The organism is Bradyrhizobium sp. STM 3557 (assembly GCF_045571465.1).
Taxonomy (GTDB): domain Bacteria; phylum Pseudomonadota; class Alphaproteobacteria; order Rhizobiales; family Xanthobacteraceae; genus Bradyrhizobium.
In genome coordinates this window covers 955250-978606 of record NZ_CP120697.1, presented here as the reverse complement: position 1 = coordinate 978606, position 23357 = coordinate 955250, and the positions used below count along the sequence as shown (strand labels likewise).

Sequence of the window (23357 nt, the reverse complement as noted above, 5' to 3'; positions counted from 1 at the left end):
CCAGGATGTCGCCAAAGGCCGCTTCTCTTGCCGTCTCCCTGCTGCTCGGGTCGGGAGGCGTGGCATCAGCGCATCATTCCACCGCCGCTTACGACGTCGAGCATCACCAGATCATGCAGGGCACGGTCAAGCAGGTGAACTGGACGAACCCTCACATTACCTTCGTCGTGGAAAGTGATGCAAAGGACGGCGCCCAGCCCGTCACCTGGACGCTCGAAGTATCGAGCCCGGGCGTGCTGAGCCGATCCGGCTGGACCAAGCGCTCGCTGCAGCCCGGCGATCATGCCGAGTTTCTTTACGCGCCGCTCCGCGACGGCAAACCCGGCGGGCTGCTGCAGAAGGTCACGCTGCCTGACGGCAAGGAGCTGACCTACAGCCTGACGACTCCCGACGAGCAGTGACGCGGTTCCATGCACGCCATCCTGATCGAGATTTCGAAGTGGCTGGCGGCAACCTCGCTCAGCCAGACCATCCAGACCACCGGCTGGATCATTCCGACCCTGCAGACCATCCATATCCTCTGCGTCGCCGTGGTGTTCACCTCGGCGATGCTGGTCGACTTCCGGATCTGGCGACTGTTCGAACGCGACGTACCGCTGCCAGAGGTCGCGCGGCGCTTCCTGCCGTCGATCTGGCCGGTGCTGGTCATCCTGCTCGCGACCGGCGGATTGCTGATCGTCGGGGAGCCCCGTCGCTCGCTGCTCAACGCGACCTTCTACATCAAGATGAGCCTGCTGCTCGGCGCGATCCTGCTGACGGCAGCCCTGCAGAGCTCGATCGCGGGACAGCCAGCCTTCTGGCACAATAAGCGCCTGACGGGCCGCGCGCTGGCGACACACCGCCCTCGGCACGGATTGCAGGCGCGCTGTCGATCCTGATCTGGATCGCGGTGGTGGCCTGCGGACGGATGATCGGCTTCACTATGGATTCGCTCTGACGATGCGCAACATCCGCCGTCTTGCCGCCCTCGCCGCTGCAATCGTGCTCTCCGGCGTGATCCCGTCGCGGTCGCAGAACGCGGCGCCGACGCCACCCTTCCAGCCGCATGTCGACATGCAGACCTTCATGGAGCACGTGCTGACGCCGGCGGCATCGGTGCTGTGGAGCGTCAACGCCGCGATGATCGACGCCCGGGGTGAGCATGATCTTGCGCCGAGAACCGACGAGGACTGGGAAAAGCTGGTGAGCGCCGCGGCGACGCTGGCCGAAGCGACCAACGCGCTGATGATTCCACAGCGTGCGATGGACCCGGCCTGGAACGGCTACGTCAAGAGGCTCGCCGATGCCGCCGACAAGGCCTATCACGCCGCCGAGAATCACGATCTGAAATCCATCTCCGAAGTCAGCGACCGGCTCGACGGCATCTGCTCCGCCTGTCACAAGCATTACGGGTTCGAGTAGCTAGCAGCAGAAAGGCCGGCGCGCCGCGCCGGCCTTTCGTATTCGAGGCTCGGTGCGGCCGCTTACTGCGCCGGCACGTATTTGCCGTCCTTCACGGTCAGGATGATGCGGGCGCGGTCGTCGAGCCCGGAGCGGTCCTTCTCGGTGAAGTTATAGACGCCCTGGCTCGCGGCCATGTCCTTTTCGGTGAGCAGCGCCTGGCGAATCGCCTCGCGGAATTCGACCGTGCCGGGCTTGGCCGTCTTCAGCGCCACCGGGATGACGCGCTTCAAGAGCTCGAACGCATCATAGGAATGGCCGGCGAACTGGCTCCGGCTGTTCGGGCCATACTTCGCTTCATACGCGGTGTTGAGCGCCAGGCCCGGCTTCTTGGTCAGCGCGCTGTCGGCTTGCGTCTCCGGCGACATCACCGGGCCCGAGGCCATGATCACCCCTTCCGCGGCCTTGCCGGCGATGCGAATGAAATCCATGCTGGCAGCGCCATGGGTCTGGTAGATCAGGCCCTTGTAGCCGCGATCGCGCAGCTCGGTCTGCGGCAGCGCGGCCGCGGTGCCGGAGGCGCCGACCAGGATGGCGTCCGGATTAGCAGCGACGAGCTTCAGGACCTGGCCGGTCACGGAGGTATCGGGACGGGCGAAGCGCTCCTCGTCGACGATCGAGATGCCCATCGGCACGCCCTGCGCCTTGAGATCGTTGAACCAGAGATCGCCGTAGGAATCCGAGTAGCCGATATAGCCGACCGTCTTGATGTTATGCGCCTTCATGTGCTCGTAGAGCACCTTGCCCATGATCGGCACCGGCTGCGGCATCACGACCGACCACTTGGCGCGCTCGGGCGAGACCGGGAACGGCGCGAGCCCGAAATGCGGAATGCCGGCCTCGTTGGCGACATTGGAGACCGCGATCGTCGGCGGCGTGGTGGCCGAGCCCATGATGATATCGGCCTTGGACTCCGTGACGAAACGCCGCGCATTGGTGGTGGCAGTGGCCGGATCGCCGCCGTCGTCGAGCACGATCACCTTCAGCGGCACGCCGCCGATCTCCTTCGGCACGAAGTCGAGTGCGTTGCGCTCGGGAATGCCGAGTGCAGCCGCCGGCCCCGTCGTCGTGGTGGTGATGCCGATCGTGATCTCGCTGGTCTGCGCCAGTGCCGGCACTGCCGCGAACATCGCAGCGACCGCCACGGCCGCCAAATAGGTTTTTCTCATTCTGTTCCTCCCGAAGATAGGCTTCAGTTCAAGTCTCAATTGCGCAACCGGGTCGCCTTGTTTAGCGCATGCCCTGGAAAATTCGAGTGCCGAGCACCGTCAAGGTTAGCGCTCTCGGCGCGGATCGTGTTTCGAACGTAACGTGAGCGTGGCGCGTCCTTTGGTCACGTCCGCATGAACTTGTCTCTGACCTCCTCCGGGATCGGCGCCGATTTCAGTTTGTCAGGATCGTTCGGATCGCGGCCGACCAGCACCCGCGTCTCGAAGCCCTCCAGCGCGAGCTGCTTGCCCTTGTACACCTTATGCGTGACCTCGAAGGAGGAGCGCCCGAAGCTCTCGATCCGGCTCTCGATCGTGATCCAGTCGCCATGCGTGGACGGGATGTAGAATTTCGCCCGCGTGTCGACCATGGGGATGCCGACCAGGCCGTAGCGGCGGACGAGTTCCTGCTTGGAGCAGCCGGCCGCCTCGAACATGATCGAGGTGGAATCGTCGAACATCGCGAAATAACGCGGATAGTAGACGATGTTGGCGGGGTCGCAGTCGCCCCACTGGATCTGCACGTCGCGGCGATGGACGAACATGGCGATGCCTGCCTTCACTGCTGCCCCGGCGGAGGTGCGCCCCCTCTCCCTTGGGAGAGGGTTGGGGTGAGGGGTTAAGGTCTATCGAGAGCATGAGGCCCCTCTCCCGGATTGCATCTTACGGTGCAATCCGACCTCTCCCCAACGGGGAGAGGTGTAAGACCGAGGTCGCGATGAGCATCCTGGCTCATTCGACTATCAAACCTCACTTCGGCGCCATGCGCAGCGAGCCGTCGAGCCGCACCACCTCGCCGTTGAGGTAGGGGTTGTCGATCATATGCAGGGCCAGCGCAGCGAACTCGTCGGCGTGGCCGAGCCGGCGCGGGAAGGGGATCGCGGCGGCGAGCGAATCCTGCGCCTCCTGCGGCAGATTGGCCAGCAGCGGCGTCATGAACAGGCCGGGCGCGATGGTGAGCACGCGGATGCCGAACTGCGCGAGCTCGCGCGCGATCGGCAGGGTCATGCCGACGATGCCACCCTTTGAGGCCGAATAGGCCGCCTGCCCGATCTGGCCATCATAGGCCGCAACAGATGCGGTGTTGATGACGACGCCGCGCTCGCCCGTCGCTTGCGGCTCCAGCTTCGACATCTCAGCTGCCGCCAGCCGCAGCATGTTGAACGAGCCGATCAGGTTGATCTTGATCACCCGCTCGAAATCCGCGAGGGCCATTGGCCCATCGCGGCCGACAACGCGCTTGGCGACGCCGATGCCGGCGCAGTTCACGAGCACCCGCGCCGGGCCGTGCGCCTTGTTTGCTTGCGCGATCGCTGCCTCCGCTGCCGCCGCATCGGAGACGTCGCAGACCACCGCGGTGCCCTTGATTTCCGCCGCGACCTCCTCGGCGAGCTTGGCGTTGAGATCGAACACGGCGACCTTGGCGCCCTGCGCGGCGAGTTTGCGAGCCGTCGCTGCGCCGAGGCCGGAGGCACCGCCAGTGACGATCGCGGCCTGATCCTTCAACAACATGATCGTTCTCCTTTTGATGCGCGGCTCAGCCGACGACGATGATTTCCTCAGGCGGCGTGGCGGCATAGAGCTGCTCGATCAGCTCCTTGCGATTGTCCAGCACCGCGCGCTGGTTGATCGAGCCCTTGTCGGTCACTTCGCCGCGATCGATCGACAGCGGAGTTCCCAGCAGCACGGCGCGGGTGATCCGGTTGGACGAGCCGGTCGCAGTTCCAAAGAAGCGCGCGAAACGCTCGCGGAAGGCTTCGCGGATCAGGGGATCGGCCGCGATCGCCGCGAGGTCGTCGTGCGGCAGCGTCGCATTGATCAGCCGGCAGCCATCGAGATCGAGCACGACGATCGCGGAGATCTCGTCGCGGTTGATGCCGGCGATGACGACGTCGCGCACCAGCGGCGCGCAGGCCGCGATGAAGCGCGCCCGCAGCGGACCGACCGAGACCCAGGTGCCGCTGGCGAGCTTGAAATCCTCGGCGATGCGGCCATCGAAATCGAAACCGGCGTGGAGGTCGTTGGGATCGGCGGGCTTAAGCGCATCGCCCATCCGGTAGAACCCCTCCTCGTCGAACGAGGCCGCCGTCACCTCGGCCTGCCGCCAATAGCCGGGCGTCACGTTCGGCCCCCTCGCGCGCACTTCGAGCTTGCCGTTGTTGGGCACGAGCTTGGCCTCGTTGCCGGACACCGGCAGTCCGACATGACCTGAGCGGCTGGTGCGCGGATTGACCGACATGAAGAACGGCGCGGTCTCGGTCGATCCCAGGCCCGTCAGCATCGGCACGCGCGCGCCGGTCTCGGCGAAGGACAGCTCGTCGAGCTCGTTCCAGACATGCGGCGCCAATGCAGCACCTGAGAAGAACATCGCATGCAGGCGCCGGAAGAACATCTTGCGCAGATGCGCATCGTCGCGGAGATACGGCAGCAGCGACTCATAGCCCTTCGGCACGTTGAAATAGACTGTCGGCGAGATCTCACGCAGATTGCGCACGGTCTCCTCGATGCCGCCAGGCACCGGCTTGCCCCGATCGAGATACATCGAGCCGCCGTTGAACAGCGTCAGCCCGATATTGTGATTGCCGCCAAACGTGTGATTCCACGGCAGCCAGTCGACGATGACCGGCGGCTCGTCTTTCAGAAAGGCGAGCGTCTCGCGGATCATCACCTGGTTGGCGCAGAGCATCGACTGGGTGTTGATCACGGCTTTCGGATTACCGGTCGAGCCCGAGGTGAGCAGGAACTTGGCGATGGTGTCGCCGCCGATGGCCTCATGCGCGGCGCCCAGGCCCGCATAGAGCGGGGTCGCCATCAGGTCCGCAAGCCGCGTGACCTCGCGCCCCGCGACTTTGCCGAAGGACGCCGCGATTTCGGTGCCCGCGGGCACGTTCGCCACCAGCGCGTCGGCAAAGGCGTCGGCATCATCGGCAAACACCAGCCCCGGCGTCAGCAGATTCATGAGATAAGACAGCTTGCCGTAGTCGCGCGAGACCAGCGAATAGGCCGGGGACACCGGGCAGAACGGAATCCCGGCATGGAGCGCGCCGAAGGCGACCAGCGCGTGGTCGATCGAATTGCCTGAGAGGATCATCACGGGGCGCTCGGCCGACAGACCGCGCTCGAGCAGCGCCGAGGCGATGTGCCGGCTCGCCGCCAGCAGTTCGGCATAGGTGAGCTCACGCCAGCCCGTCGACCCAGCGCGCTCCGCCATGAAGACACGATCGGGCGTGGTCTCGGCAAAGTGATAGAGCCGATCGGTGACGCGCCGCGGATACCCGGCGAGCGGCTTTTTCGGCCGCAGATAGATGGTGCCGTCCGCGCGGTGCTCGATGCCGACAGCGGGGTCGTTGAACGAGATCGCGCGTAAGGGATGAACGCTGGCGGCTCGCGCCTGCGCTGTCCCCTCTCCTCCCTGTGTGCTTGTTGTTGGCGCGTTCATGTCACGTCGGTTTCACCTTTGCGGTCTTGTGATCGAGAAAGGCGCGGATGCGGCGCTTGGCTTCCTGATCGCTCTGCGCGACCGTGGCCATCAAGGATTCCATCAACAGGCCGGTCTGCGGATTCGCCTCCGCGATCATCGGCAACGCCTGCAGCACCGCAAAATTGGTGAGCGGCGCGTTACCTGCAATCTTCTCGGCCAGCTCCAACGCCTTGGCAAGCGAACCGCCGTCCTCGACCAGATATTGCGCAAAACCATAGGCCGAGCCTTCGGTCGCCGAATAGACGCGGCCGGTGAGCATCATGTCCGCCATGCGGGCGACGCCGATCAGGCGCGGCAGCCGCACCGAGCCGCCGCCGCCGACAAAGATGCCGCGCTGGCCTTCGGGCAACGCAAAATAGGCGGACGGCTCGGCGACGCGAATATGCGCCGCACAGGCAAGCTCCAGGCCGCCGCCGATCACCGCGCCCTTGAGCGCGGCAATGACGGGCACGCGGCTGTACTGGATGCGATCGAACACCCGGTGCCACATCTGCGAATGCACCAGGCCTTCGGTCGCATCGCGCTCGCGCAGCTCGGAAAGGTCGAGGCCGGAGGAGAAGTTGTCGCCGACGCCATGGATCACCACCGCCCTGATGTCATCGGGCAGATCGGCGAAGCACTCGCCGATCGCAAGGATGATGCCGTCGTTCAGCGCGTTGCGCTTGGCCGGACGGTTGAGGCCGACGGTCAGCACCGCGCCCTGCCGTTCGATCTTGAGCAGCGCGGCATCGGCTGCGGGCGCTGGCGTCTCGGCGTTTCCCATCTGAACCATTGTGTCCTGTTCTGAATAGTTATGTTTTATAACGATTTTGACGGGTGTCAATCAAGAAGGCGTTTGGGCGCGTTTTGCGCACTGCAGCATTGGACGAGGAGCTCCAGGGCTCGCCACCAGGGACGAGTTCGGGTCAGCGTCGCCGCCACCTGCACTGCCGCCCGCGAAGGCGGGGGTAAGGTATCGTATTCCAGCGCCGGCCGTGGTCCACCGAGAGGCCGCGGCGTGCTGGATGCCCGCTCTTCGCGGGCATGCAGCTGAACACGAGGCAGCGTTCTCGCCGCGCGTCTCGCGCCCGAGCTAGTCTTGAATTCACCCTCGTCTTGAATCGAGAGGGTGCAGGGAATGCCGGGTGAAGGCCTCACCCATGGCCCGCCTGCAACAAAGAAAGCAGGCGGCAGTTACCACAGGTGCAGCCAGATCATCCGGCATTCCCTGCGCGATGGTCTTAACGCTTATACGTGATCTCCTCGGGGACCGGCTCGATTGCCCCCGTTTGCGATAATGCGCGTTCCGCGCATTCCGCAGACCTCAGCACCGGGAGGCCAGGACCACACGACTTCACGTCCGCATCGACGTTGTTCGTCCGCATGATCAGATCATGCTGCAACTCGACACGGCCACCGCTCCCCGCCTCGCGTGTCGTGACGATCGCGCGCAACGCCCCTCCCATCGAGGCGGGATGTGCACATCATCCACGTTTTCTGTAAAAACGAAAGAGAAAAATTTCGCGATGTGGCCGCTCGGACGCTTGCGCTTTGAAACGGCTCGCGAAATGAGTTTTTCTGCGCGGGTGATTTTCTTGCCTCTTTACAGCGCGTCGCGCGGCAAGAGCGGCGAGAACTCATAACCTGATTTGCCCGACGGATGGTCACATAGCTTGTCACACACGTGTGTCGTCCCGGCCAAGCGAAGCGCAGAGCCGGGACCGGTAATCGCCGCACAGCGTGACTAAACAAGGCGATCGCTCCAGCTTTCGCGAAACGAAAGCCGGTGAGTATGGGTCCCGGCGTTCTCGGCGCGCAATGCGCGCCTGACCGGGACGACATCGAGTCTTCGGCTGCGCTCGAGCGTTCAATCGCTGAGCGACGCACAACGCTCGCAGCTCCCTCGTTCGTCATTGCGAGGAGCGAAGCAATCCAGACCTTCCTTCCCGATCCTGGATTGCTTCGTCGCCTTCTCCTCGCAATGACGGAGTTGTTGGCGTTGGTGTCACTCACAGTACCACATGCACGTCTACGATCACGCGGTCGGTATGGCGCGCGGCGGAGGCGACGAAGATGTGTTGCATCAGCCAGCGATACTTGTCGTGCCCGGTCTCGAAGCGCGGGTGGGTGCGGAAGTAGATCAGCTGGGGATCGACAGGCTCGCCGCGCTTGAGCTTTTGCAACAGCTCGACGGGTCCGAAGCGGATGCCGCGGTTTTCGACATAGACAATTGCGCCGTCGTCGGTCTCGAAGGCGTACTTGGCTTCCAGCTCGATCAGCTCGTTCGGGCGGATGATCTGGAAGTCGGCGCCCAAGGCGCAGACCTTGCCGGAAATGCCCTCGCCGTCCAAACCCGGCCCTTTCACCTCGCCACCATGGATCGGGATGATCCGGCGCACGCCGGTGCCGATCTCGCCGGCCGACATGACAGCGCCGATCAGCGCGGTGACGGTGAAGACGTATTTGGTTTCCAGGGTCGGGTTGGCCATCGATGTGCTCTCTCCCAAGCTCGGTGATGTCTCAGCGCCCACGGCTGTTACCCTCTCCCCTTGTGGGAGAGGGTGCACCACCCGATGCCGCGCCAAGCAAATCTCGTCTCATCGGTCATCACCGCGCCACCATCTGTTGCGGCAGCCAGGTGGCGAGGATCGGGAATGCGATCAGGATCACCAGGCGCACGAGGTCGGTCGCCACGAAGGGCAGCACGCCTTTGAAGATGGTGGCGAACGACACGTCCTTCACCACGCTCTTGATCACGAACACGTTCATGCCGACAGGCGGATGGATCAGGCCGAGTTCGACCGTCATGACGATGATGACCCCGAACCAGATCGGGTCGAAGCCGAGATGTGAGACCACCGGGAAGATGATCGGCACTGTCAGGATGATCATCGCCATCGCATCCATCAGGCAGCCGAGGACCAGATACATGATCATGATCAGCGCCAGCACGCCGTAGGGCCCGAGCCCCAGGCCGGTGAGGAATTCCGTCACCTTCTGCGGCGTCTGCGTCACCGTGAGGAAATAGCCGAAGATCAAGGCGCCGATCAGCACGGTGAAGACGGCAGCTGCAGTGCGCGTCGCCTGCAACAGCGATGCGAGGATCTTCTCCTTGTCGAGCCGGCCGGTGGCGAGGCCGATCAGGAAGGCGCCGGTGGCGCCGACGCCGCCGGCCTCGGTCGGCGTGAAACGCGGCAGGAACGGCAAACCATAGAGGCCGCCGATCACGAACAGGAACAGCAGCACCGGCGCCCAGATATCCCGCAAGCCCTTGAACCGTTCGCGCCAGGACAGCGCCTCGCCCTTCGGCAGGAAGCCCGGCGCAACGCGCCCGATCAGCGCGATCGTAATCATGTACATGGTCATCGCGAGCAGACCGGGAACGATGCCGGCGATGAACAGCTTGCCAATGTCCTGCTCGGTGATGATGCCGTAGACCGCGAGCACGGTGGAGGGCGGCAGCATTGCGCCGAGTGTGCCGCCGGCCGCGATCACGCCCGTAGCGAAGGACTGCGGGTAGCCGAAGCGGCGCATCTCCGGATAGGCGACCGCGGAAAAGGTCGCCGCGGTCGCGACCGACGAGCCCGAGATCGCGGCGAAGCCGCCGCAGGCCGCGACGGTGGCGATGCCGAGGCCGCCGCGCATGTGCCCGACGAATCCGTTGGCGGCGCGAAACAGCTCGCGACTCATGCCGGAGTTGGAGACGAAGGTCCCCATCAGGAGGAACATCGGGATCACGCCGAAGGTGTAATCGGTGACCGTGCGCATCGACGTCTGCCCGACCAGCTTGAGCGCGGCGGGGCCGCTGACGAGATAGCCGAAACCGGAGACGCCGACGAGGCCCATCGCCATGCCGACAGGCACGCGCAGCAACATCAGGGCGAACAGCGCCACAAACCCGATCAGGGCGACGGCATCGGTAGTCATGAGGCGCTACTCCGTCGCCTTGATCTCGGGGTCATGCATGTCCTCTGGATGGAAGATCAGCCGGTAGGTCCTGATCGCGATCAGCAGCACGGCGGAGACGTCGCCGATCCAGGCGATCAGGAAGAACGGCCATGTCGGCATGTGCAGGTCGAAGGTCAGGACGTTATCGTTGTAAGTGCCGCGCACCTTGTCGAACAGCGTGTAGGTCTGCACCGTCACCACGAACAGCAGCACCAGGGTCGCGAACACGTCGATCCACCGCTGGTGGCGTGGCCCGACATTGCCCCAGACGAGATCGACCGTGATGTGGGTGCCGCGGTAGGAGGTCGCGGCAATGCCCCAGAAGATCAGGATGCCGAGCAGCATGCGCCCGATGTCGAAGGAATCCGGGATCGAATAGTTCAGCGTATTGCGGAGCAGGACCGACAGGAAAATGTCGAGCGCAACGATGCCGACGAAAAAGGCCGCGATCCATTCGATGCCATCGATGAACCGGTCCATCCAAGCGCGTTTCATCAGGTCCCCATCAATAAGTCATGCATGCGCAGGTCTCCCCCCACGCTCGCTATAACCTCGCCCCGCTTGCGGGGAGAGGTCGGATGGCAGCGCAAGATGCCATCCGGGTGAGGGGTACAGGTCTGACGATTGACACCGATCGTGCGTCTGCCCCTCACCCCAACCCTCTCCCCGTAAGAACGGGAGAGGGAACGCACCGGCCGCTGCGCAACAGCGAGCAAACAACTACGAGACGATGCTACTGCGCCAGCGCGTTGTACTTGGTGAGCGAGGCCTTCAGCTCGGTCATCGCGACGTCCGCATCGATGCCGGTCTTCTTGACGCCATCGGCCCAGGTCTTGAACAGCGGATCGGCTGCCTTCTTCCACAGCGCGGTCTGCTCCGGCGTCAGCTTGTAGACCTCCTGGCCGGACTCGGCCTTGATCTTGTCGACGCCCGCATCCTCGAACTCACCCCAATGCGCGCCGACCTTGCCTGCCATCTCGGTGGTGCAGTTGTCGTCGATCGCCTTCTTCTGGCGGTCGGACATCTGGTCGTATTTGTCCTTGTTCATGACGAAGACGAAGGTCGTGACGTACATCGGCGCATCGATGTGATATTTCGTCACCTTATCGACGCCGAACAGCAGCAGCGATCCGGCCGGGAAGAACACGCCGTCGGCGACGCCGCGCTCGATGATGTCGCGCACCTCGGGTGCCGAGGACTGCACATTGGTGCCGCCGAGCTGGGTGACGAAATTCGCGATCGTCGCATCCGCGGGCCTGATCTTCATGCCCTTGATATCGTCGGGGACGGTCACCTTCTTGGTCCGGGTGTGGAGCGCCGAGGGCGTATGGACGAAGGCGAGGCAGTATTTGACGTCCTTCATCTCCTTGGCGGCATATTTCCGATACCAGGCATCGAGCCCTTCGGAGCCGCCCTTGGCGTCGGAGATCAGGAACGGCAATTCGCCGGCGCCGACGATCGGGAAGCGGCCGGGCTGATAGCCGGGGTTGACATAGGTGACATCGGCGATGCCGTCACGCGCCATGTCGTAATGATCGAAGGCCTTGCCGAGCTGCTGCGCAGGAAACACCTTGGATTTGATGGTGCCGCCCGAGGCCTTCTCGACCGCGGCCGCCCAATCCTCCAGCGACTTCTGCAGCGGATGGCTGGCCGGCACCCAGTGCGAGATCTTGAGGTCGAAGGTCTTCTCCTGCCCGAACGCAGGCGTCACGCAAGCCGCAAGCCACAACGCCAGTAGCGTCTTCCTCATCGAGATCGTCTCCTCAATCACGGGCCTTCGAGGGCCCTTTCGTTCATTGTTATAGGATATAATCATTATTGCAAGCGTTGGCCGTAGACGCGTCCGTCGCCTCGAAGCCTATAGCATCGCCGGTGACCCGTATCGCGAACAAAAGTCGCAAAAGCTTCGTCCAAAGGCTTCATCCGTCGTGCGCCGCTGCCATGCGGGTGGGGACACTGCACATCCCGAAATTGCACTCTGATCGCAGCGCAAGCGCGCTGCGCGCTGCACCGGCCCGGTCGCGTTTCAAACGCCTGCGCAAATCCCGTTTAAAACTTTGTAGGCGGTGCATGCGGCGCTCACGTCAGCTTCAATGGTGTCATCCGCACTGAGTTGGACGATCGCAGATGAGCACCGACATTCCGCACGGTTTCGAGCCGCATTTCCGCAGGAGCCCGTTCACCGATCCCTGGGAGCCGCTCTACGCGCGAAAGACCGACAAAGCGATCACCCTGGGGCTGCGGGTCGGCAAGCCGCACACCAATGGGCGCGGGCTAATTCATGGCGGGCTGATCGCGGCCCTGGCCGACAACACGATGGGCTACAGCTGCGCGCAGGCGCTGGGCTGGGCCTCGTCGCTGGTCACGATCAGCCTCGCGGTCGACTATCTCGGCAATGGCGAGATCGGACAATGGCTCAGCGTCGAGGGCGACGTGATCAAGACCGGCAACACGATCTGCTTTGCGCAAAGCCTGGTCCGGGTCGATGACGCCGTCATCGCCCGCGCCAATGGGACGTTCCGGGTGGTGAAGAAGACCGCGTGACCCTTGCTCCGACATCGTAGCCTGGATGAGCGCAGCGATATCCAGGTCCCGCGTATCGCTCGCGCTCACGCGGGCTACGGCATGGCCGCGCATTGTTGCGTCGGCCGTAATGATGAAATGCCGATCCGGCTGATTGTCTCCGGCAGCGCCAAGCTCATATCACTCGTCACGAAGCGGCCCTGTGGCCGCACGAGCCGATGGAGGGCTCCGATGACCAGCTCTTTGAGCTATCCGAGCGATGTGGCGTTCAGCCCGGCTGTCAAGGCGATCCAGACGCGCAAGGGTTCACGCGAGGCCTATGCGCATGTCGAACAGACCCGCGGCTGGCGCACCGACATCGATGCGGATCTCGCCGCCTTTTTGGCAGAGACGACGAGCTTCTATCTGTCGACCGCATCGGCCGATGGGCAGCCCTACATCCAGCATCGCGGCGGGCCGGCAGGTTTCATCAAGGTGCTGGACAGCCATACTCTGGCCTTCGCCGATTTTGCCGGCAACCGGCAATACATCACGCAGGGCAATCTGGCCGAGAACCCGAAGGCGCATATCTTCATCATGGACTACGCCCATCGCCGGCGCGTGAAGATCTGGGGCGAGGCCAAAGTCGTCGAGGATGATCCGGCGCTGACGCGCTCGCTGATGCCGCAAGGCTACCGGGCGCGGCCCGAGCAGGTGATTCTGTTCACGGTCAAGGCCTGGGACACCAACTGCCCGCAGCATATTCCGCAGAAGTTCGATGCAGCCGATGTCGCCGCCGCGCTCGCCTCGCGCGATGCAAGGATCGCGGAGCTGGAGGCTGAGTTGGCAAAGGTGAAGGGCGCGACGGCTTAAGATCAACGTTCGAATACGATCGGATCGACACGTCATTGCGAGCGAAGCGAAGCAATCCAGAAGCCAAGACGAAGGTCTGGATTGCTTCGTCGCGTCGCTCCTCGCAATGACGGTGTAGACGGTGAACTCGCAATTAAGCCGCTTCGGCCTGCTTGCCCCAGGCGAACTCGGGATAATACTGCGCCATCATGCGGTCGACGTAGGCGACGAGATTATCGAACGCTTCGGCGCGTCGGCGCAGCTCGGACTCGAAGAACGGCGTCAGGATGCCGGCCAGCACCGCAAACGCTGTCGCGTCGGTGCCGCAGGGCCGGTCGCCGAAGAGATAAGCGTTCTCGCCGAGCTGGACCGAGAGGGCACGCAGCGAGCGCGCGGCAAGGTCGACGTCTTCATCAGGTGCGTGACGGCCGAGCCCGGAGATCAGATAGTTCTCGGCGACGCGGAACTGCGCGTCCTCGCGCAGCCGCTCGCGCTTGTCCTCCGGCGCGCCGTCGAAAAAGTGCGACGGCCCCTTGGCGAAGTTGACCGGATCGACCCAGCGCGCGCCAACCAGGCCGAAATAGAGATGATGCTCGATCATGCGCTCGAAGGCCCAGGCTTGCGCGCGGGCCTGCAGATCGAGCCCGTCGTCGAAGTCGAAGCCGCATTTGCGCTCGAGATGGGCGCGGATGAAGGTCGAATCGGCGACCACGGCGCCCTGATCGTCGATATACGGCAGCTGCCCCTTCGGCGAGGACGGCGGCATGGCGCGCTGCTTGCGATAGGCCAATCCCGCCATCTTCAACTGCACCTCCGTCTTGGTGACGAAGGGGCTGATTTCGGGCAGGCCGAAGCCCGCACCCAGACCAAACAGGGTGATCATCAGAGCGCTCCCACTTTCTTGACCAGTTGTTTCAGGCTAGCGAGGGCCTGCTGCCACCATGGTGTCAGCAGCGGCAATATCGCGGTCCAAAGTCCCATTCCATCGATCATCATCATGGGAAATCCTCTTCATCGAAGCGTTGTCCCGTTATAAAAGCCACCTGCTGCCAACATGCTGTCAGCATCCGCGAGAGGGCGCAGCGGAAAGCCAAACGGGGAGACAGATGCGACGCGCCGACCGGCTGTTCCAGATCATCCAGGTGCTCAGGCGGACGCGACAGCCGCTCACGGCTGACGCGATCGCGGCCGAGCTCGAGACCTCCAAGCGCACCATCTATCGCGACATCGCCACGCTGATCGGCCAGCGTGTGCCGATCCGCGGCGAGGCCGGCATGGGCTACATCCTGGAGAAGGGATTCGACCTGCCGCCCTTGATGCTGACACCCGACGAGATCGAGGCGGCCGTGCTCGGCGCGCAATGGGTGATCGGGCATGCCGACCCGGTGCTGGCGCGGGCCGCCGAGGATCTGATGGCCAAGATCGCCGACACGGTGCCGGAGCGGCTGCGGCCGTTCGTGCTGGAGCCGGCGAGCCGTGCCCGGCCGCCATGGGAGCGCGAGCCCGACCGCATCGACATGGTGCGCACGCGCGCGCAGATCCACGAGGGCAAGAAGATCGCGCTGCATTATCGGGACGAACAGGGCCGCGCCAGCGAGCGCACGATCTGGCCGATCGCGATCGGCTATCACGAGGCGGTGCGGATTTTGGCCGCGTGGTGCGAGCTGCGGCGGGACTTCCGCAGCTTCCGCACCGACCGCGTCATCGCGGCCGATTATCTCGACGAGAAATATCCCGAACGGCGCGAGGCGCTGCGGGCGAAATGGCGGCGCAGCCTGGTGTGGGAGGCGCCGAAAGATGTCTGATCCAGCCGAGACGGCGGCCAGCCCGTGCCAGAGCTGCGGTGCCTGCTGTGCCTATTCGCAGAACTGGCCGCGCTTCACGATTGAGGAGGACGAGGCGCTGGATCTCATTCCACCCGAGCTCGTCAACGACCGGCTGTCAGGGATGCGCTGCGAGAACGACCGCTGCTGCGCGCTGCAGGGCACGATCGGCGAGACCACCGCATGCGGCATCTATGCGCTGCGGCCGGAGGTGTGCCGCACCTGCATGCCGGGCGATGCCGAATGCGCGATGGCGCGGCGCAGGTTCGGCTTGCCGGCGCTCCGTTGATCGGTGGCGCTGCGGCGTGATCAGGCCGTGACCGGCCCGAAATCGTCGAGATCGTCGTCGAGCGGCACGATCGCGGACAGCGGCTTCGTCGACAGCGAGATCGGTTTGCGGCTGCCCGTGAATGTCACCTCCCGGCTCGCCTTGGGATCGCGGGACTGCGCGTAGAGCACAGCACCGACCCGGCCGCCGAACTGCAAGAGCTCGCGCTCGCTGCAGGTCGACGCGATGGCCAGCGCCAGCGAATGCAGGTGGCTGCGCCGGTAGCAGAACAAGGCCAGCATCGCCCTCACGTCGGACGAGACGCTCTCGACCAGCGCAGGCAGGCCGTTCTCATTGGCGCGGTAAAGCTCGCCCAGCAAATCATCACCGACCGGGCAGGCGTCGCTGTTAAAACCGTCACGGCTTGGAAACATGGCGAAAATCCCCTCGCCTGCAGGATGCATCGCCAATTGCTAACGGAACGTTAACCATCGTGGCCGGTAGTCGTACGGTGGCCCTGATCCCGCCCGAATTCCCAATTCGCGGCGGGCCGCCGCGCGATGCGCCCGAAGTCAGGCGTTCGCGGCCATGAAGATCGATAGGAAAAACCCGGTCAGATGATGCAGCGCCTGGTCGACGCCGATCAGGGTCCAGAACCAGGGATGCTCGGGCGTCATGCGGAAGCTATAGGAGCAGATGCCCTTGATGCGATCGATGACGATGTGGATCGCAAAGTCGATCAGCGCCACGAACCAGAACCGCGGCGCAACCGCCACGATCAAGACCATGGCGACCGCGAGATGGACCAGGCAGTGCGCCAGCAGCGGCAGCGCCCAGCCCTTCCTCTGATCCTTGCCATGCGCCATCCAGCCGGTCTGCAGCACGAAATCGGCAATGATGTGCTTGAAGGTGAGCAGCAGCATCCAGCCGACCAGCGCACCAACCGGAACCGAGGACGACAACGAGGGAAACGACAAGGCTGACGCTCTCACTACGACAGATCGTTGGACGCACCGGGAACTGGAGACGTTCAGCGCAATCTGGTCCGAAACCCGGCCAATTCGACGCGTATAGCTTTTATGACATCTTGCGTGGCGAATTGCACGTGAAAGGGAACCGCTGCCTCACATCGCCATGCCCGTTCGCCCGCCTTCCCGGGAGTAAGGTTACCCCGCAATCGCGGGCCGGCGCGGCCTGCCTTACGATAATTCTCATTCTTTTGAGCCGGTTACGCCGCCACTGCGCCTGCTCACTCCGCAGCATTGACGTCCGGTTGCAGTGCAAGGGCCCGCGCCCTGATTTGAGCGATGGTCCGTTTCAACGCGACCTGACGTGGATCCGGCATGGCCGCGGCCCGTGCCTCGGCGATCGCGCCGGCGAGATCAGCGAGCGGCAGCACGCCGTCGAAGGTCGGCTTCGCCAGCCCGTCGATGATCGCGTGCCAGTCGGCCATGCCGCGCCGATAGGCCTCGCCATAGCCCTGCACCATGGTCGCGGTCTCCACCACCGCGGCAGCAGAGGCCGGCTGCTTGTCCAGGCAGCGGGCGATCATGTGCAGCCAACGCTCGACCCAGGCGCGCTCCTCGGCATAGCGGACCGAGAACAGCCGCCAGCGCTTCAGGCCGGCGCCGAGCTTCAAGCACCGCACGCCGGTGCGGGAGCTGGCCGGAAAACGCAGCGCGACCTGCCGGTGCAGCCAACCGAGCTTTTCGCAGACCACGAACAGCGGATCGCCCGCCGTCTCCGGAAGGGCCCCGACCAGCTCGTCGACGCGAAATTTCTTCGGCTCCGAACGCCGCGCCGCGCCGTTGCCGAGCTCGGCGAGCTTGAGCTGGGCGCTGCGGATCGGGTCCTCATAGGCCATGCGCTGGGCCAGCAGACGCGCGATCCGGCACAGCAGGTCGGTGTCGACCTCATGGCGGCCGACGAAGCGCTTGACCCGGTCGACATAGAGCTGGGCGTAGCTCGGCCCCTGATAGTCCATCAGAAGGTGGATGCCGTCGCTGACGATCGGGATCGCCGCGGCAGGCAAACCGTCCGGCAAAAACGGGCGCGCGCAGTCGTCGTCGCCGAGAATATCGGCGAACAGATAACGCAACGACGACAGGACGCTTGCCACCGCTCCTCCTTCGCTCAGGCCGACTTTGCCGCCACGCCCCTGGCTGCCGCGGTCTGCTGCGCCAGCCGCCGCTCCAGCGTCTCGATGTTCTGGAACAGCCGCGCGCTCGCCAGGCGCAGGAAGTAGAACGCAAACGCCGGGTTCTGCACGTAGAGCTGCTCGACCTGATCGTAGCTGACCGACAGAATGAGACCTCCCTCGATGCATTCCAGGGTCTGGGTGCGGGTGTTGGAGGGCGAGATCATGCCGAACTCGCCGACGATGGCGCCGACCGGCAGCTCGATGCCGGATTCCACCAGCTTAAAGCGGCCGCTGACGATGTAGTACATGCTGTCGGCCTTCTCGTCCTTGTAGAACAGGACCTCGCCGGCGGCACATTTGCGCTCGGTCATGAACGGCTTCAGCCATTCCATCGACAGATCGCTGGAGACCGACTTCTTCACGTCGCGCACGAGCTGCAGCATCTGGTGCAGGCGGTAGCTGTTGAGCGGCAGCAACACGCCATGCAGCATCAGGGTCGGATAGTTGTGGCTGGGAATCGCGGTCGCGATCAGAACGATATTGGTCAGGATGGCGAAGACGCGCAGCGGGATCATCGTGCGCATCGACAGCGTCGCGACCACGAAGATCGATGCAAAAAGGCTGCCGGCGGCGCCTGCATGTTCGACCAGGTGTGAGGTATCCATCGGGATCAACCAAACCTTTGGGATACAGGGCGGAGGGCAGATCGGTTCCTCCAGCCCTGCCGCCATATGTCTTATGTCCGCGAGGACTCCTGATATACGGCGGAAAAGCGACGTTTAAACCGGGATCGGGCCGGCAGGGACAAAATTCCGCTGCCTGCGGCCCACGTTGACGTCTCCTCTCCGGTCAAGGCACTGTCCCCCGACGGCCGTGAGCCATTCGAGTTTCTTGCCGGTTTCTTGCCCGAAGGGCTTTCTTGGAGCGACAGGCGCCCGCGTTCAATGTCCAAACCGCTGCTTCTTCCCGCTCTGGGACAGTTTCTCGCAACAACGGCCGCCCGCAACATGACAAAAGCCACCTACGCCGCGGTGGCCGCCGGCATCGTCGCGATGGTCCTGCTGACGGTGGATTCGGCCCACGAGGCCGCGCCCCGCTTGATCGGCGGGGCGCTCTGGGCATGCCTTGCCTTCTTTGTCGTCGAGTGGGCGGTACGGGTTCACCACGCCGCGCGGACGCGCGCCATGGCGGCCTACATCTTGTCGGGCGCTGGCCTGCTGGATACCGCCTGCATTGTTGCGGTGCCGCTCGCGCTCCTGCTCGGCATCGAGCCACGGTCGGCCTGGCTGCTGGCCGTGCTCTGGGTGGTGAAGGTCATTCCGGGCGTGCCGGGTCTGCAGCAATTGCGCCGGGTGCTGGTCGTGGAGGCTCGGCCGCTGCTATCGGTGTTGGCGCTGTTCCTGCTGGTGCTCTTCCTCAGCGCGGTTGCAATCTATGTGCTGGAGCGCGACGAGCAGCCGGCGACCTTCGGCAACATCCCCTCCGCGCTCTGGTGGGCGGTGGTGACGCTGACCACGACCGGCTATGGCGATGTCGTGCCAGTCACGCCGCTCGGGCGGATGGTGGCCGCCATGGTCATGATTTCCGGCCTCGGCGTGTTCGGGCTGTGGACTGGTATTCTTGCCACCGGCTTTGCCGCGGAGACCCGGCGCGACAATTTCCTCAAGACCTGGGAATCGGTCAGCCGGGTGCCGTTCTTCGCCACGCTCGGCCCCTCTGCGATCGCCGACGTCACACACATGCTGCGCACCATCGATCTGCCGCCGCGCACGCTGGTGATCCGCAAGGGCCAGCCCGGCGACTGCATGTATTTCATCGCCTCCGGCGAGGTCGAGGTCGACCTGCCCGGCAAGAAGGTGCTGCTCGGCGAAGGCGCCTTCTTCGGCGAGATGGCCCTGCTCGGCAGCAATCCGCGCTCGGCCAACATCGCCACCACCACGCTCTCAAAACTTCTGGTCCTCGACCTCGTCGATTTCCGCCTGCTGATGGCCCGGCATCCCGACCTCGTCAGCGCCATCGACGCCGAAGCCCAAAGGCGCGCATTGGAGAATCAATAGATGACCGACGCACAGGCAAATGGCGCGGCTCACGACCGCGCTTCCGAGGCGAGCCCGCCGCTGCTCATCACGGAGGGTGCCCGCGCCACCATCCGGCTGAACCGGCCGCGCCACCTGAACCGCTTGCAGGCGGAGGACCTCGACGCACTCCTGACGCTGTTCGACCGTATCGAGGCTGATGCGGCGATCCGCGTCGTGATCCTCACCGGCTCCGGGCGCGCCTTCAGCGCCGGCTATGATCTCGGCTCGATCGCGGAACGCGCTGAGGGAACCGACAATGCGAGCGCCGACGAGCCTGGCGCCGGCTCGGCTTTCGAGGTCGTGGTCAACCGACTGGAAGACCTCGCGCTGCCGACCATCTGCCGGCTCAATGGCGGCGTGTATGGCGGGGCGACGGATCTTGCACTTGCCTGCGATTTCCGCATCGGGGTCGACACCGCCGAGATGTTCATGCCGGCCGCGCGACTAGGGCTCCACTACTATCCTGCCGGCATCAAGCGCTACGTCTCCAGGCTTGGTGCCGATAATGCCAAGCGGCTCTTCCTCACCGCCGCGAAGATCAGCGCGCCCGAGATGCTTCGCATCGGCTATCTCACCGCGATGGTTCCACCTGAGGCGCTCGACGAGGAAGTCGATCGCCTGGCGGCACTGCTGGCCGGCAACGCGCCCGAGGCGATGCGTGGCATGAAGCGCGCCATCAATGAGTTCGCCCGCGGCGCGCTTGATGAGGAGGCCGCGGCTCGCCGGCACCGGGCCAGCATGCGCGGCGCCGAGATCAAGGAAGGCGTCAAGGCATTTGCTGAAAAGCGTCCGCCCAGATTTTAGCTGATGCCGGTGAAGGTCCCTCGCAAATAGCGGCCAAATCTGCCGGGATGCTTTGCGCATCCTGGAATTGTCGTCGGCGCGGACCACTCTGCTGTGACAAGTTAGCTTATTGTACTACTTTGTGATTGACTCGGACTCGTCGGTAGCTAGCCTTTTAGCTCAGCCGGAGACTGTCATATGCAGGGGACGGAAGCATATTGGGGACGCCGTGCGCTGGAGTTTGTCGATGCGATCGAAGCGTCGCCGACCAGCGCGAATGTCGTCTCCTTGTTCGAGAAGATGATCGGAGAGTTCGGGTTCCATGCCTACATCATGGCGGGCATTCCGATCTGCGGCCAATCGCTCGGACAGCTCACGCTCGCCAACGGATGGCCGGCCGAATGGTTCGAGCTCTATAACCGCAGCAATCTGGTCGCCGTCGATCCGATCCCGCGACACTGCCTGCACACCTTGAATCCCTTCCTGTGGACAGAGGCACCGTATGATCGCACCGGCGATCCGGCGGCCCATGGCGTGATGACGCGGGCGCGCGACTTCCGTCTCAACGAAGGCCTTTGCATCCCGGTCCATTACGACGACGCGGTTGGCGCCATCAGCCTTGGCGGCGAGCGCCCCTATCTCGACGCGGAAGCCAAGAGCGCGCTGCATCTGATCGGCATCTTCACCCATGGGCGACTGCGGTCGCTGATGCGTCCGCTGGGTAGCCAGGCCGCACGACGCCTCTCCAAGATCGAGGCCGAGGTGCTGCGCTGGGCCGCGCGCGGCAAGACCGCGTGGGAGACCGGGCGGATCCTCGGACTTTCCGAGCGCAATGTGCGCTGGCACCTGGAAGAGGCGCAGCGCAAGCTGATGACCAAGAACAAGACTGCCACAGTCGCCGCAGCCCTTGTCAATGGCGAGATCATGCTCTGAACTGGCGCTTCTTCCAGTAGAGTCCTTCCCACTGCGGCGGCATGCTGATTGTCCCATTCGAACAATCAGCGGTGTCTCCGATGCCTGAAATCCATGTTGTTCGCAAAGACAACAGACATCTCTACGAGAGCTATTTCGATCCGTATTTCCGGCTGCGCCACGACATCTATGTCAAGCAGCGCAAATGGATGGCGCTCGACCGGCCGGACGGGCGGGAGATCGATCAGTTCGACACCGAGGATGCGGTCTACCTGTTCTGCCTCGACAACGGCCAGTTGATCGGCGCGATGCGCGCCGTGCCGACCGTGCTGCCGACGCTGATGAGCGAGATTTTTCCCTATCTGAACATCCGCGGCCCGATCTGCCGGCCCGATGTCTATGAGTTGTCGCGCGTCTTCGTGATTCCCGAACGGCGCGGCGAACATGCCGGACCGCGCGTCGAGACGCTGCTGCTGACGGCGATCATGGAATTCGGCATCTCGATCGGATTGACCGGCTTCTCGATCGTGCTGGAGTCCTGGTGGCTGCCACGCTTCGAGCGCTGTGGCTGGAAGGCCCATCCACTTGGCCTGCCGCACATGATGGACGGCATGTCCGTGCTGGCCGTGCTGGTCGATTGCGACGACGTGACCTGGACCTCGCAATGCAATCAGAGTGGGCTGACCCGGCCGACCCTGACCTGGCAGGGCCTCGAGCGGGTCAGGCGTCGCGCTCTGCCGGATATTTTTCTTCCTCCTGCAGCAGCGTTTCAGCCAGCGCGATGAGCTGCTCGCGATGCCGCGTCACGCGCAGCTTGTGGAAGGACTTCAACAGCCGATGGCCGAGGATCGTCGCCTCGTCGGCCTTCAACGCTGCGAGCTCTGGCGACATCTCTGTTGGGTCCATTGCTGTCATGTCGGGTCTTGAGCCGTGAGCGAACCATCCATCGACGAGATCATCGAACGCCTGCAGTTCTGCATCGTGGACGCACGGGCACTACAACTCAAGATGTTGGAGCGAATTTTGTCAATATCGCTACTAGAAGCGCATCAACTCAAGGAAAAATCAGGACACGAGCGCCAGAGCCGGCCTCACTGAAGCGACATTCGATGGCCTGAAAAGGTAAAAGCAATGACGCGTCAGCGCAAGGCAGGCGATCGCCGAGGCCGTCGCGATCGAAATGGATGCATGACTGACAGATAGCCATCCGTTCCATTTGGCGGAACTGTTGCGGTGCGGCGCACGCGCAGCCGACGCATCCTTTGTCAGTTGTCGACGAATCGCGCGGCCTCATTGATCGACGCGCGACTAGTGCGATAGGAATTGGCCTTGTGATCGCGGTCGGGATAGCCGAACGAGATTCCGCAGACCACGCGGCGGTCGTCGCCAAGGCCGAAATGCTGCCGCACGAGTTCGGAATGGAAAGCGAGCGCCGCCTGCGGGACGGTGGCGACGCCGAGTGCCTGTGCAGCCAGCATGAAGCTCGTGACATAACCGCCGCAATCGATCGCGCCATAGGTGCCGAGCGCCTCGTCGCTGTGGATGATCGCGACATGCGGCGCGCCGAAGAAGTTGTAGTTCTCCAGCGCCTGCTTCCCGTAGCCGGCCTTGTCGCCGCGTTCGATGCCAAGCGCGTTGTAGAGTTGAAAGCCGCTCTCCCGCCGCCGCGCCAGATAGACGCCGGTGTATTCGCGCGGAAACGGGAAATCGCCGGACGCAGGCCTGCCGCCCGAGGCCGCCGCATACATCACCTCGCGAAAGCGTTGCGTCGCATCGCCCGAGGTGATCTCGACCCGCCAGGGCTGGCTGTTGCACCAGGACGCGGTGGTCTGCGCCGCCTTCAGGATGCGCTCGATGGTCGCGCGGGCGACCTGCTCTGGGCGGAAGCTGCGGCAAGAGAAGCGCGCGGCCATGAGCCGTTCGAGAATGGCGATGGGGTCTTG

The 23357-nt window shown here is 64.0% G+C and carries 28 protein-coding genes; 12 read left to right on the top strand and 16 right to left on the bottom strand.

The annotated features are described in order from the left end of the window. Positions 1 to 5 precede the first annotated feature (5 nt). The 3 genes from P6U24_RS04465 (at position 6) to P6U24_RS04455 (ending at position 1401) form a co-directional block, all read left to right on the top strand. On the top strand, positions 6 to 401 hold the full coding sequence (locus P6U24_RS04465) for a DUF6152 family protein (RefSeq protein WP_407157983.1): 396 nt from the start codon (positions 6 to 8) through the stop codon (positions 399 to 401). Positions 402 to 410: 9 nt separating this feature from the next. Further along, positions 411 to 878: a DUF6644 family protein gene (locus P6U24_RS04460; RefSeq protein WP_407157982.1), complete on the top strand. Its 468-nt coding sequence runs from the start codon at positions 411 to 413 to the stop codon at positions 876 to 878. A 61-nt stretch (positions 879 to 939) separates the two neighbouring features. Beyond that, complete coding sequence (locus tag P6U24_RS04455; protein ID WP_407157981.1) at positions 940 to 1401, top strand: hypothetical protein; 462 nt, start codon at positions 940 to 942, stop codon at positions 1399 to 1401. Positions 1402 to 1463: 62 nt separating this feature from the next. Here P6U24_RS04455 and P6U24_RS04450 read toward each other — a convergent pair whose 3' ends face one another. From P6U24_RS04450 to P6U24_RS04430, 5 genes are all read right to left on the bottom strand, one after another. Beyond that, complete coding sequence (locus P6U24_RS04450; RefSeq protein ID WP_407157980.1) at positions 1464 to 2609, bottom strand: ABC transporter substrate-binding protein; 1146 nt, start codon at positions 2607 to 2609, stop codon at positions 1464 to 1466. Between the two features lie 164 nt (positions 2610 to 2773). After that, a complete protein-coding gene (locus P6U24_RS04445) occupies positions 2774 to 3193 on the bottom strand; it encodes an acyl-CoA thioesterase (protein WP_407157979.1) in 420 nt (139 codons plus the stop codon). A 205-nt stretch (positions 3194 to 3398) separates the two neighbouring features. Next, positions 3399 to 4160 carry an SDR family NAD(P)-dependent oxidoreductase gene (locus P6U24_RS04440; RefSeq protein WP_407157978.1) on the bottom strand — a complete coding sequence of 254 codons (762 nt, stop codon included), beginning with the start codon at positions 4158 to 4160 and terminating at the stop codon, positions 3399 to 3401. A gap of 25 nt (positions 4161 to 4185) precedes the next feature. Next, positions 4186 to 6087 (bottom strand): feruloyl-CoA synthase, encoded by a 1902-nt coding sequence (locus P6U24_RS04435; RefSeq protein ID WP_407157977.1) that lies wholly within the window; start codon positions 6085 to 6087, stop codon positions 4186 to 4188. Position 6088: 1 nt separating this feature from the next. Then, on the bottom strand, positions 6089 to 6892 hold the full coding sequence (locus P6U24_RS04430; protein ID WP_407160777.1) for a crotonase/enoyl-CoA hydratase family protein: 804 nt from the start codon (positions 6890 to 6892) through the stop codon (positions 6089 to 6091). Positions 6893 to 7502: 610 nt separating this feature from the next. Here P6U24_RS04430 and P6U24_RS04425 point away from each other — a divergent pair. Beyond that, the gene (locus P6U24_RS04425; protein ID WP_407157976.1) at positions 7503 to 7751 is read left to right on the top strand and encodes a hypothetical protein; all 249 of its coding nucleotides are present in this window, start codon (positions 7503 to 7505) and stop codon (positions 7749 to 7751) included. A 366-nt stretch (positions 7752 to 8117) separates the two neighbouring features. Here P6U24_RS04425 and P6U24_RS04420 read toward each other — a convergent pair whose 3' ends face one another. From P6U24_RS04420 to P6U24_RS04405, 4 genes are all read right to left on the bottom strand, one after another. Next, positions 8118 to 8597, bottom strand: a complete 480-nt coding sequence (locus P6U24_RS04420; protein ID WP_407157975.1) for a DUF3237 domain-containing protein — start codon at positions 8595 to 8597, stop codon at positions 8118 to 8120. Between the two features lie 118 nt (positions 8598 to 8715). Continuing rightward, complete coding sequence (locus tag P6U24_RS04415) at positions 8716 to 10035, bottom strand: TRAP transporter large permease (protein ID WP_407157974.1); 1320 nt, start codon at positions 10033 to 10035, stop codon at positions 8716 to 8718. A gap of 6 nt (positions 10036 to 10041) precedes the next feature. Then, the gene (locus P6U24_RS04410) at positions 10042 to 10551 is read right to left on the bottom strand and encodes a TRAP transporter small permease (protein ID WP_407157973.1); all 510 of its coding nucleotides are present in this window, start codon (positions 10549 to 10551) and stop codon (positions 10042 to 10044) included. Positions 10552 to 10789: 238 nt separating this feature from the next. Then, complete coding sequence (locus tag P6U24_RS04405) at positions 10790 to 11806, bottom strand: TRAP transporter substrate-binding protein (RefSeq protein ID WP_407157972.1); 1017 nt, start codon at positions 11804 to 11806, stop codon at positions 10790 to 10792. 377 nt (positions 11807 to 12183) lie between these two features. On the opposite strand from P6U24_RS04405, the gene P6U24_RS04400 reads away from it, so the two are divergent. Both P6U24_RS04400 and P6U24_RS04395 read left to right on the top strand, forming a co-directional pair. Continuing rightward, positions 12184 to 12600, top strand: a complete 417-nt coding sequence (locus P6U24_RS04400; protein ID WP_407157971.1) for a PaaI family thioesterase — start codon at positions 12184 to 12186, stop codon at positions 12598 to 12600. A 210-nt stretch (positions 12601 to 12810) separates the two neighbouring features. Further along, on the top strand, positions 12811 to 13431 hold the full coding sequence (locus P6U24_RS04395; RefSeq protein ID WP_407157970.1) for a pyridoxamine 5'-phosphate oxidase family protein: 621 nt from the start codon (positions 12811 to 12813) through the stop codon (positions 13429 to 13431). A 133-nt stretch (positions 13432 to 13564) separates the two neighbouring features. Here the strand turns inward: P6U24_RS04395 and P6U24_RS04390 are convergent, their stop codons facing one another. Next, positions 13565 to 14293 carry a glutathione S-transferase family protein gene (locus P6U24_RS04390; protein ID WP_407157969.1) on the bottom strand — a complete coding sequence of 243 codons (729 nt, stop codon included), beginning with the start codon at positions 14291 to 14293 and terminating at the stop codon, positions 13565 to 13567. 223 nt (positions 14294 to 14516) lie between these two features. Here P6U24_RS04390 and P6U24_RS04385 point away from each other — a divergent pair, with 223 nt between their 5' ends. Both P6U24_RS04385 and P6U24_RS04380 read left to right on the top strand, forming a co-directional pair. After that, positions 14517 to 15215 carry a helix-turn-helix transcriptional regulator gene (locus P6U24_RS04385; protein WP_407157968.1) on the top strand — a complete coding sequence of 233 codons (699 nt, stop codon included), beginning with the start codon at positions 14517 to 14519 and terminating at the stop codon, positions 15213 to 15215. Further along, positions 15208 to 15522, top strand: a complete 315-nt coding sequence (locus P6U24_RS04380; protein WP_407157967.1) for a YkgJ family cysteine cluster protein — start codon at positions 15208 to 15210, stop codon at positions 15520 to 15522. Before P6U24_RS04385 ends, P6U24_RS04380 begins: the two co-directional genes overlap by 8 nt. A 20-nt stretch (positions 15523 to 15542) precedes the next feature. Here the strand turns inward: P6U24_RS04380 and P6U24_RS04375 are convergent, their stop codons facing one another. From P6U24_RS04375 to P6U24_RS04360, 4 genes are all read right to left on the bottom strand, one after another. After that, on the bottom strand, positions 15543 to 15935 hold the full coding sequence (locus P6U24_RS04375) for a hypothetical protein (RefSeq protein ID WP_407157966.1): 393 nt from the start codon (positions 15933 to 15935) through the stop codon (positions 15543 to 15545). Between the two features lie 138 nt (positions 15936 to 16073). Continuing rightward, positions 16074 to 16424: a DUF3307 domain-containing protein gene (locus P6U24_RS04370; protein ID WP_407160776.1), complete on the bottom strand. Its 351-nt coding sequence runs from the start codon at positions 16422 to 16424 to the stop codon at positions 16074 to 16076. Between the two features lie 326 nt (positions 16425 to 16750). Further along, positions 16751 to 17620 carry a DUF6537 domain-containing protein gene (locus P6U24_RS04365; RefSeq protein ID WP_407157965.1) on the bottom strand — a complete coding sequence of 290 codons (870 nt, stop codon included), beginning with the start codon at positions 17618 to 17620 and terminating at the stop codon, positions 16751 to 16753. Positions 17621 to 17634: 14 nt separating this feature from the next. After that, positions 17635 to 18306 carry a Crp/Fnr family transcriptional regulator gene (locus P6U24_RS04360; protein WP_407157964.1) on the bottom strand — a complete coding sequence of 224 codons (672 nt, stop codon included), beginning with the start codon at positions 18304 to 18306 and terminating at the stop codon, positions 17635 to 17637. Between the two features lie 279 nt (positions 18307 to 18585). Between P6U24_RS04360 and P6U24_RS04355 the strand changes: the two genes are divergently transcribed. The 4 genes from P6U24_RS04355 to P6U24_RS04340 all read left to right on the top strand — a co-directional run bounded on the left by P6U24_RS04355 (position 18586) and on the right by P6U24_RS04340 (position 22199). After that, the gene (locus tag P6U24_RS04355; RefSeq protein WP_407157963.1) at positions 18586 to 19698 is read left to right on the top strand and encodes a cyclic nucleotide-gated ion channel; all 1113 of its coding nucleotides are present in this window, start codon (positions 18586 to 18588) and stop codon (positions 19696 to 19698) included. Continuing rightward, a complete protein-coding gene (locus tag P6U24_RS04350) occupies positions 19699 to 20523 on the top strand; it encodes an enoyl-CoA hydratase/isomerase family protein (RefSeq protein WP_407157962.1) in 825 nt (274 codons plus the stop codon). A gap of 177 nt (positions 20524 to 20700) precedes the next feature. Continuing rightward, positions 20701 to 21435, top strand: coding sequence for a LuxR family transcriptional regulator (locus P6U24_RS04345; protein ID WP_407157961.1), 735 nt, complete (start codon positions 20701 to 20703; stop codon positions 21433 to 21435). Between the two features lie 80 nt (positions 21436 to 21515). Beyond that, complete coding sequence (locus tag P6U24_RS04340; RefSeq protein WP_407157960.1) at positions 21516 to 22199, top strand: acyl-homoserine-lactone synthase; 684 nt, start codon at positions 21516 to 21518, stop codon at positions 22197 to 22199. Here the strand turns inward: P6U24_RS04340 and P6U24_RS04335 are convergent. Both P6U24_RS04335 and P6U24_RS04330 read right to left on the bottom strand, forming a co-directional pair. Next, a complete protein-coding gene (locus P6U24_RS04335; RefSeq protein ID WP_407157959.1) occupies positions 22135 to 22284 on the bottom strand; it encodes a hypothetical protein in 150 nt (49 codons plus the stop codon). The genes P6U24_RS04340 and P6U24_RS04335 overlap by 65 nt on opposite strands. 395 nt (positions 22285 to 22679) lie before the next feature. After that, positions 22680 to 23327 (bottom strand): nitroreductase, encoded by a 648-nt coding sequence (locus P6U24_RS04330; RefSeq protein ID WP_407160775.1) that lies wholly within the window; start codon positions 23325 to 23327, stop codon positions 22680 to 22682. Positions 23328 to 23357: the final 30 nt, after the last annotated feature.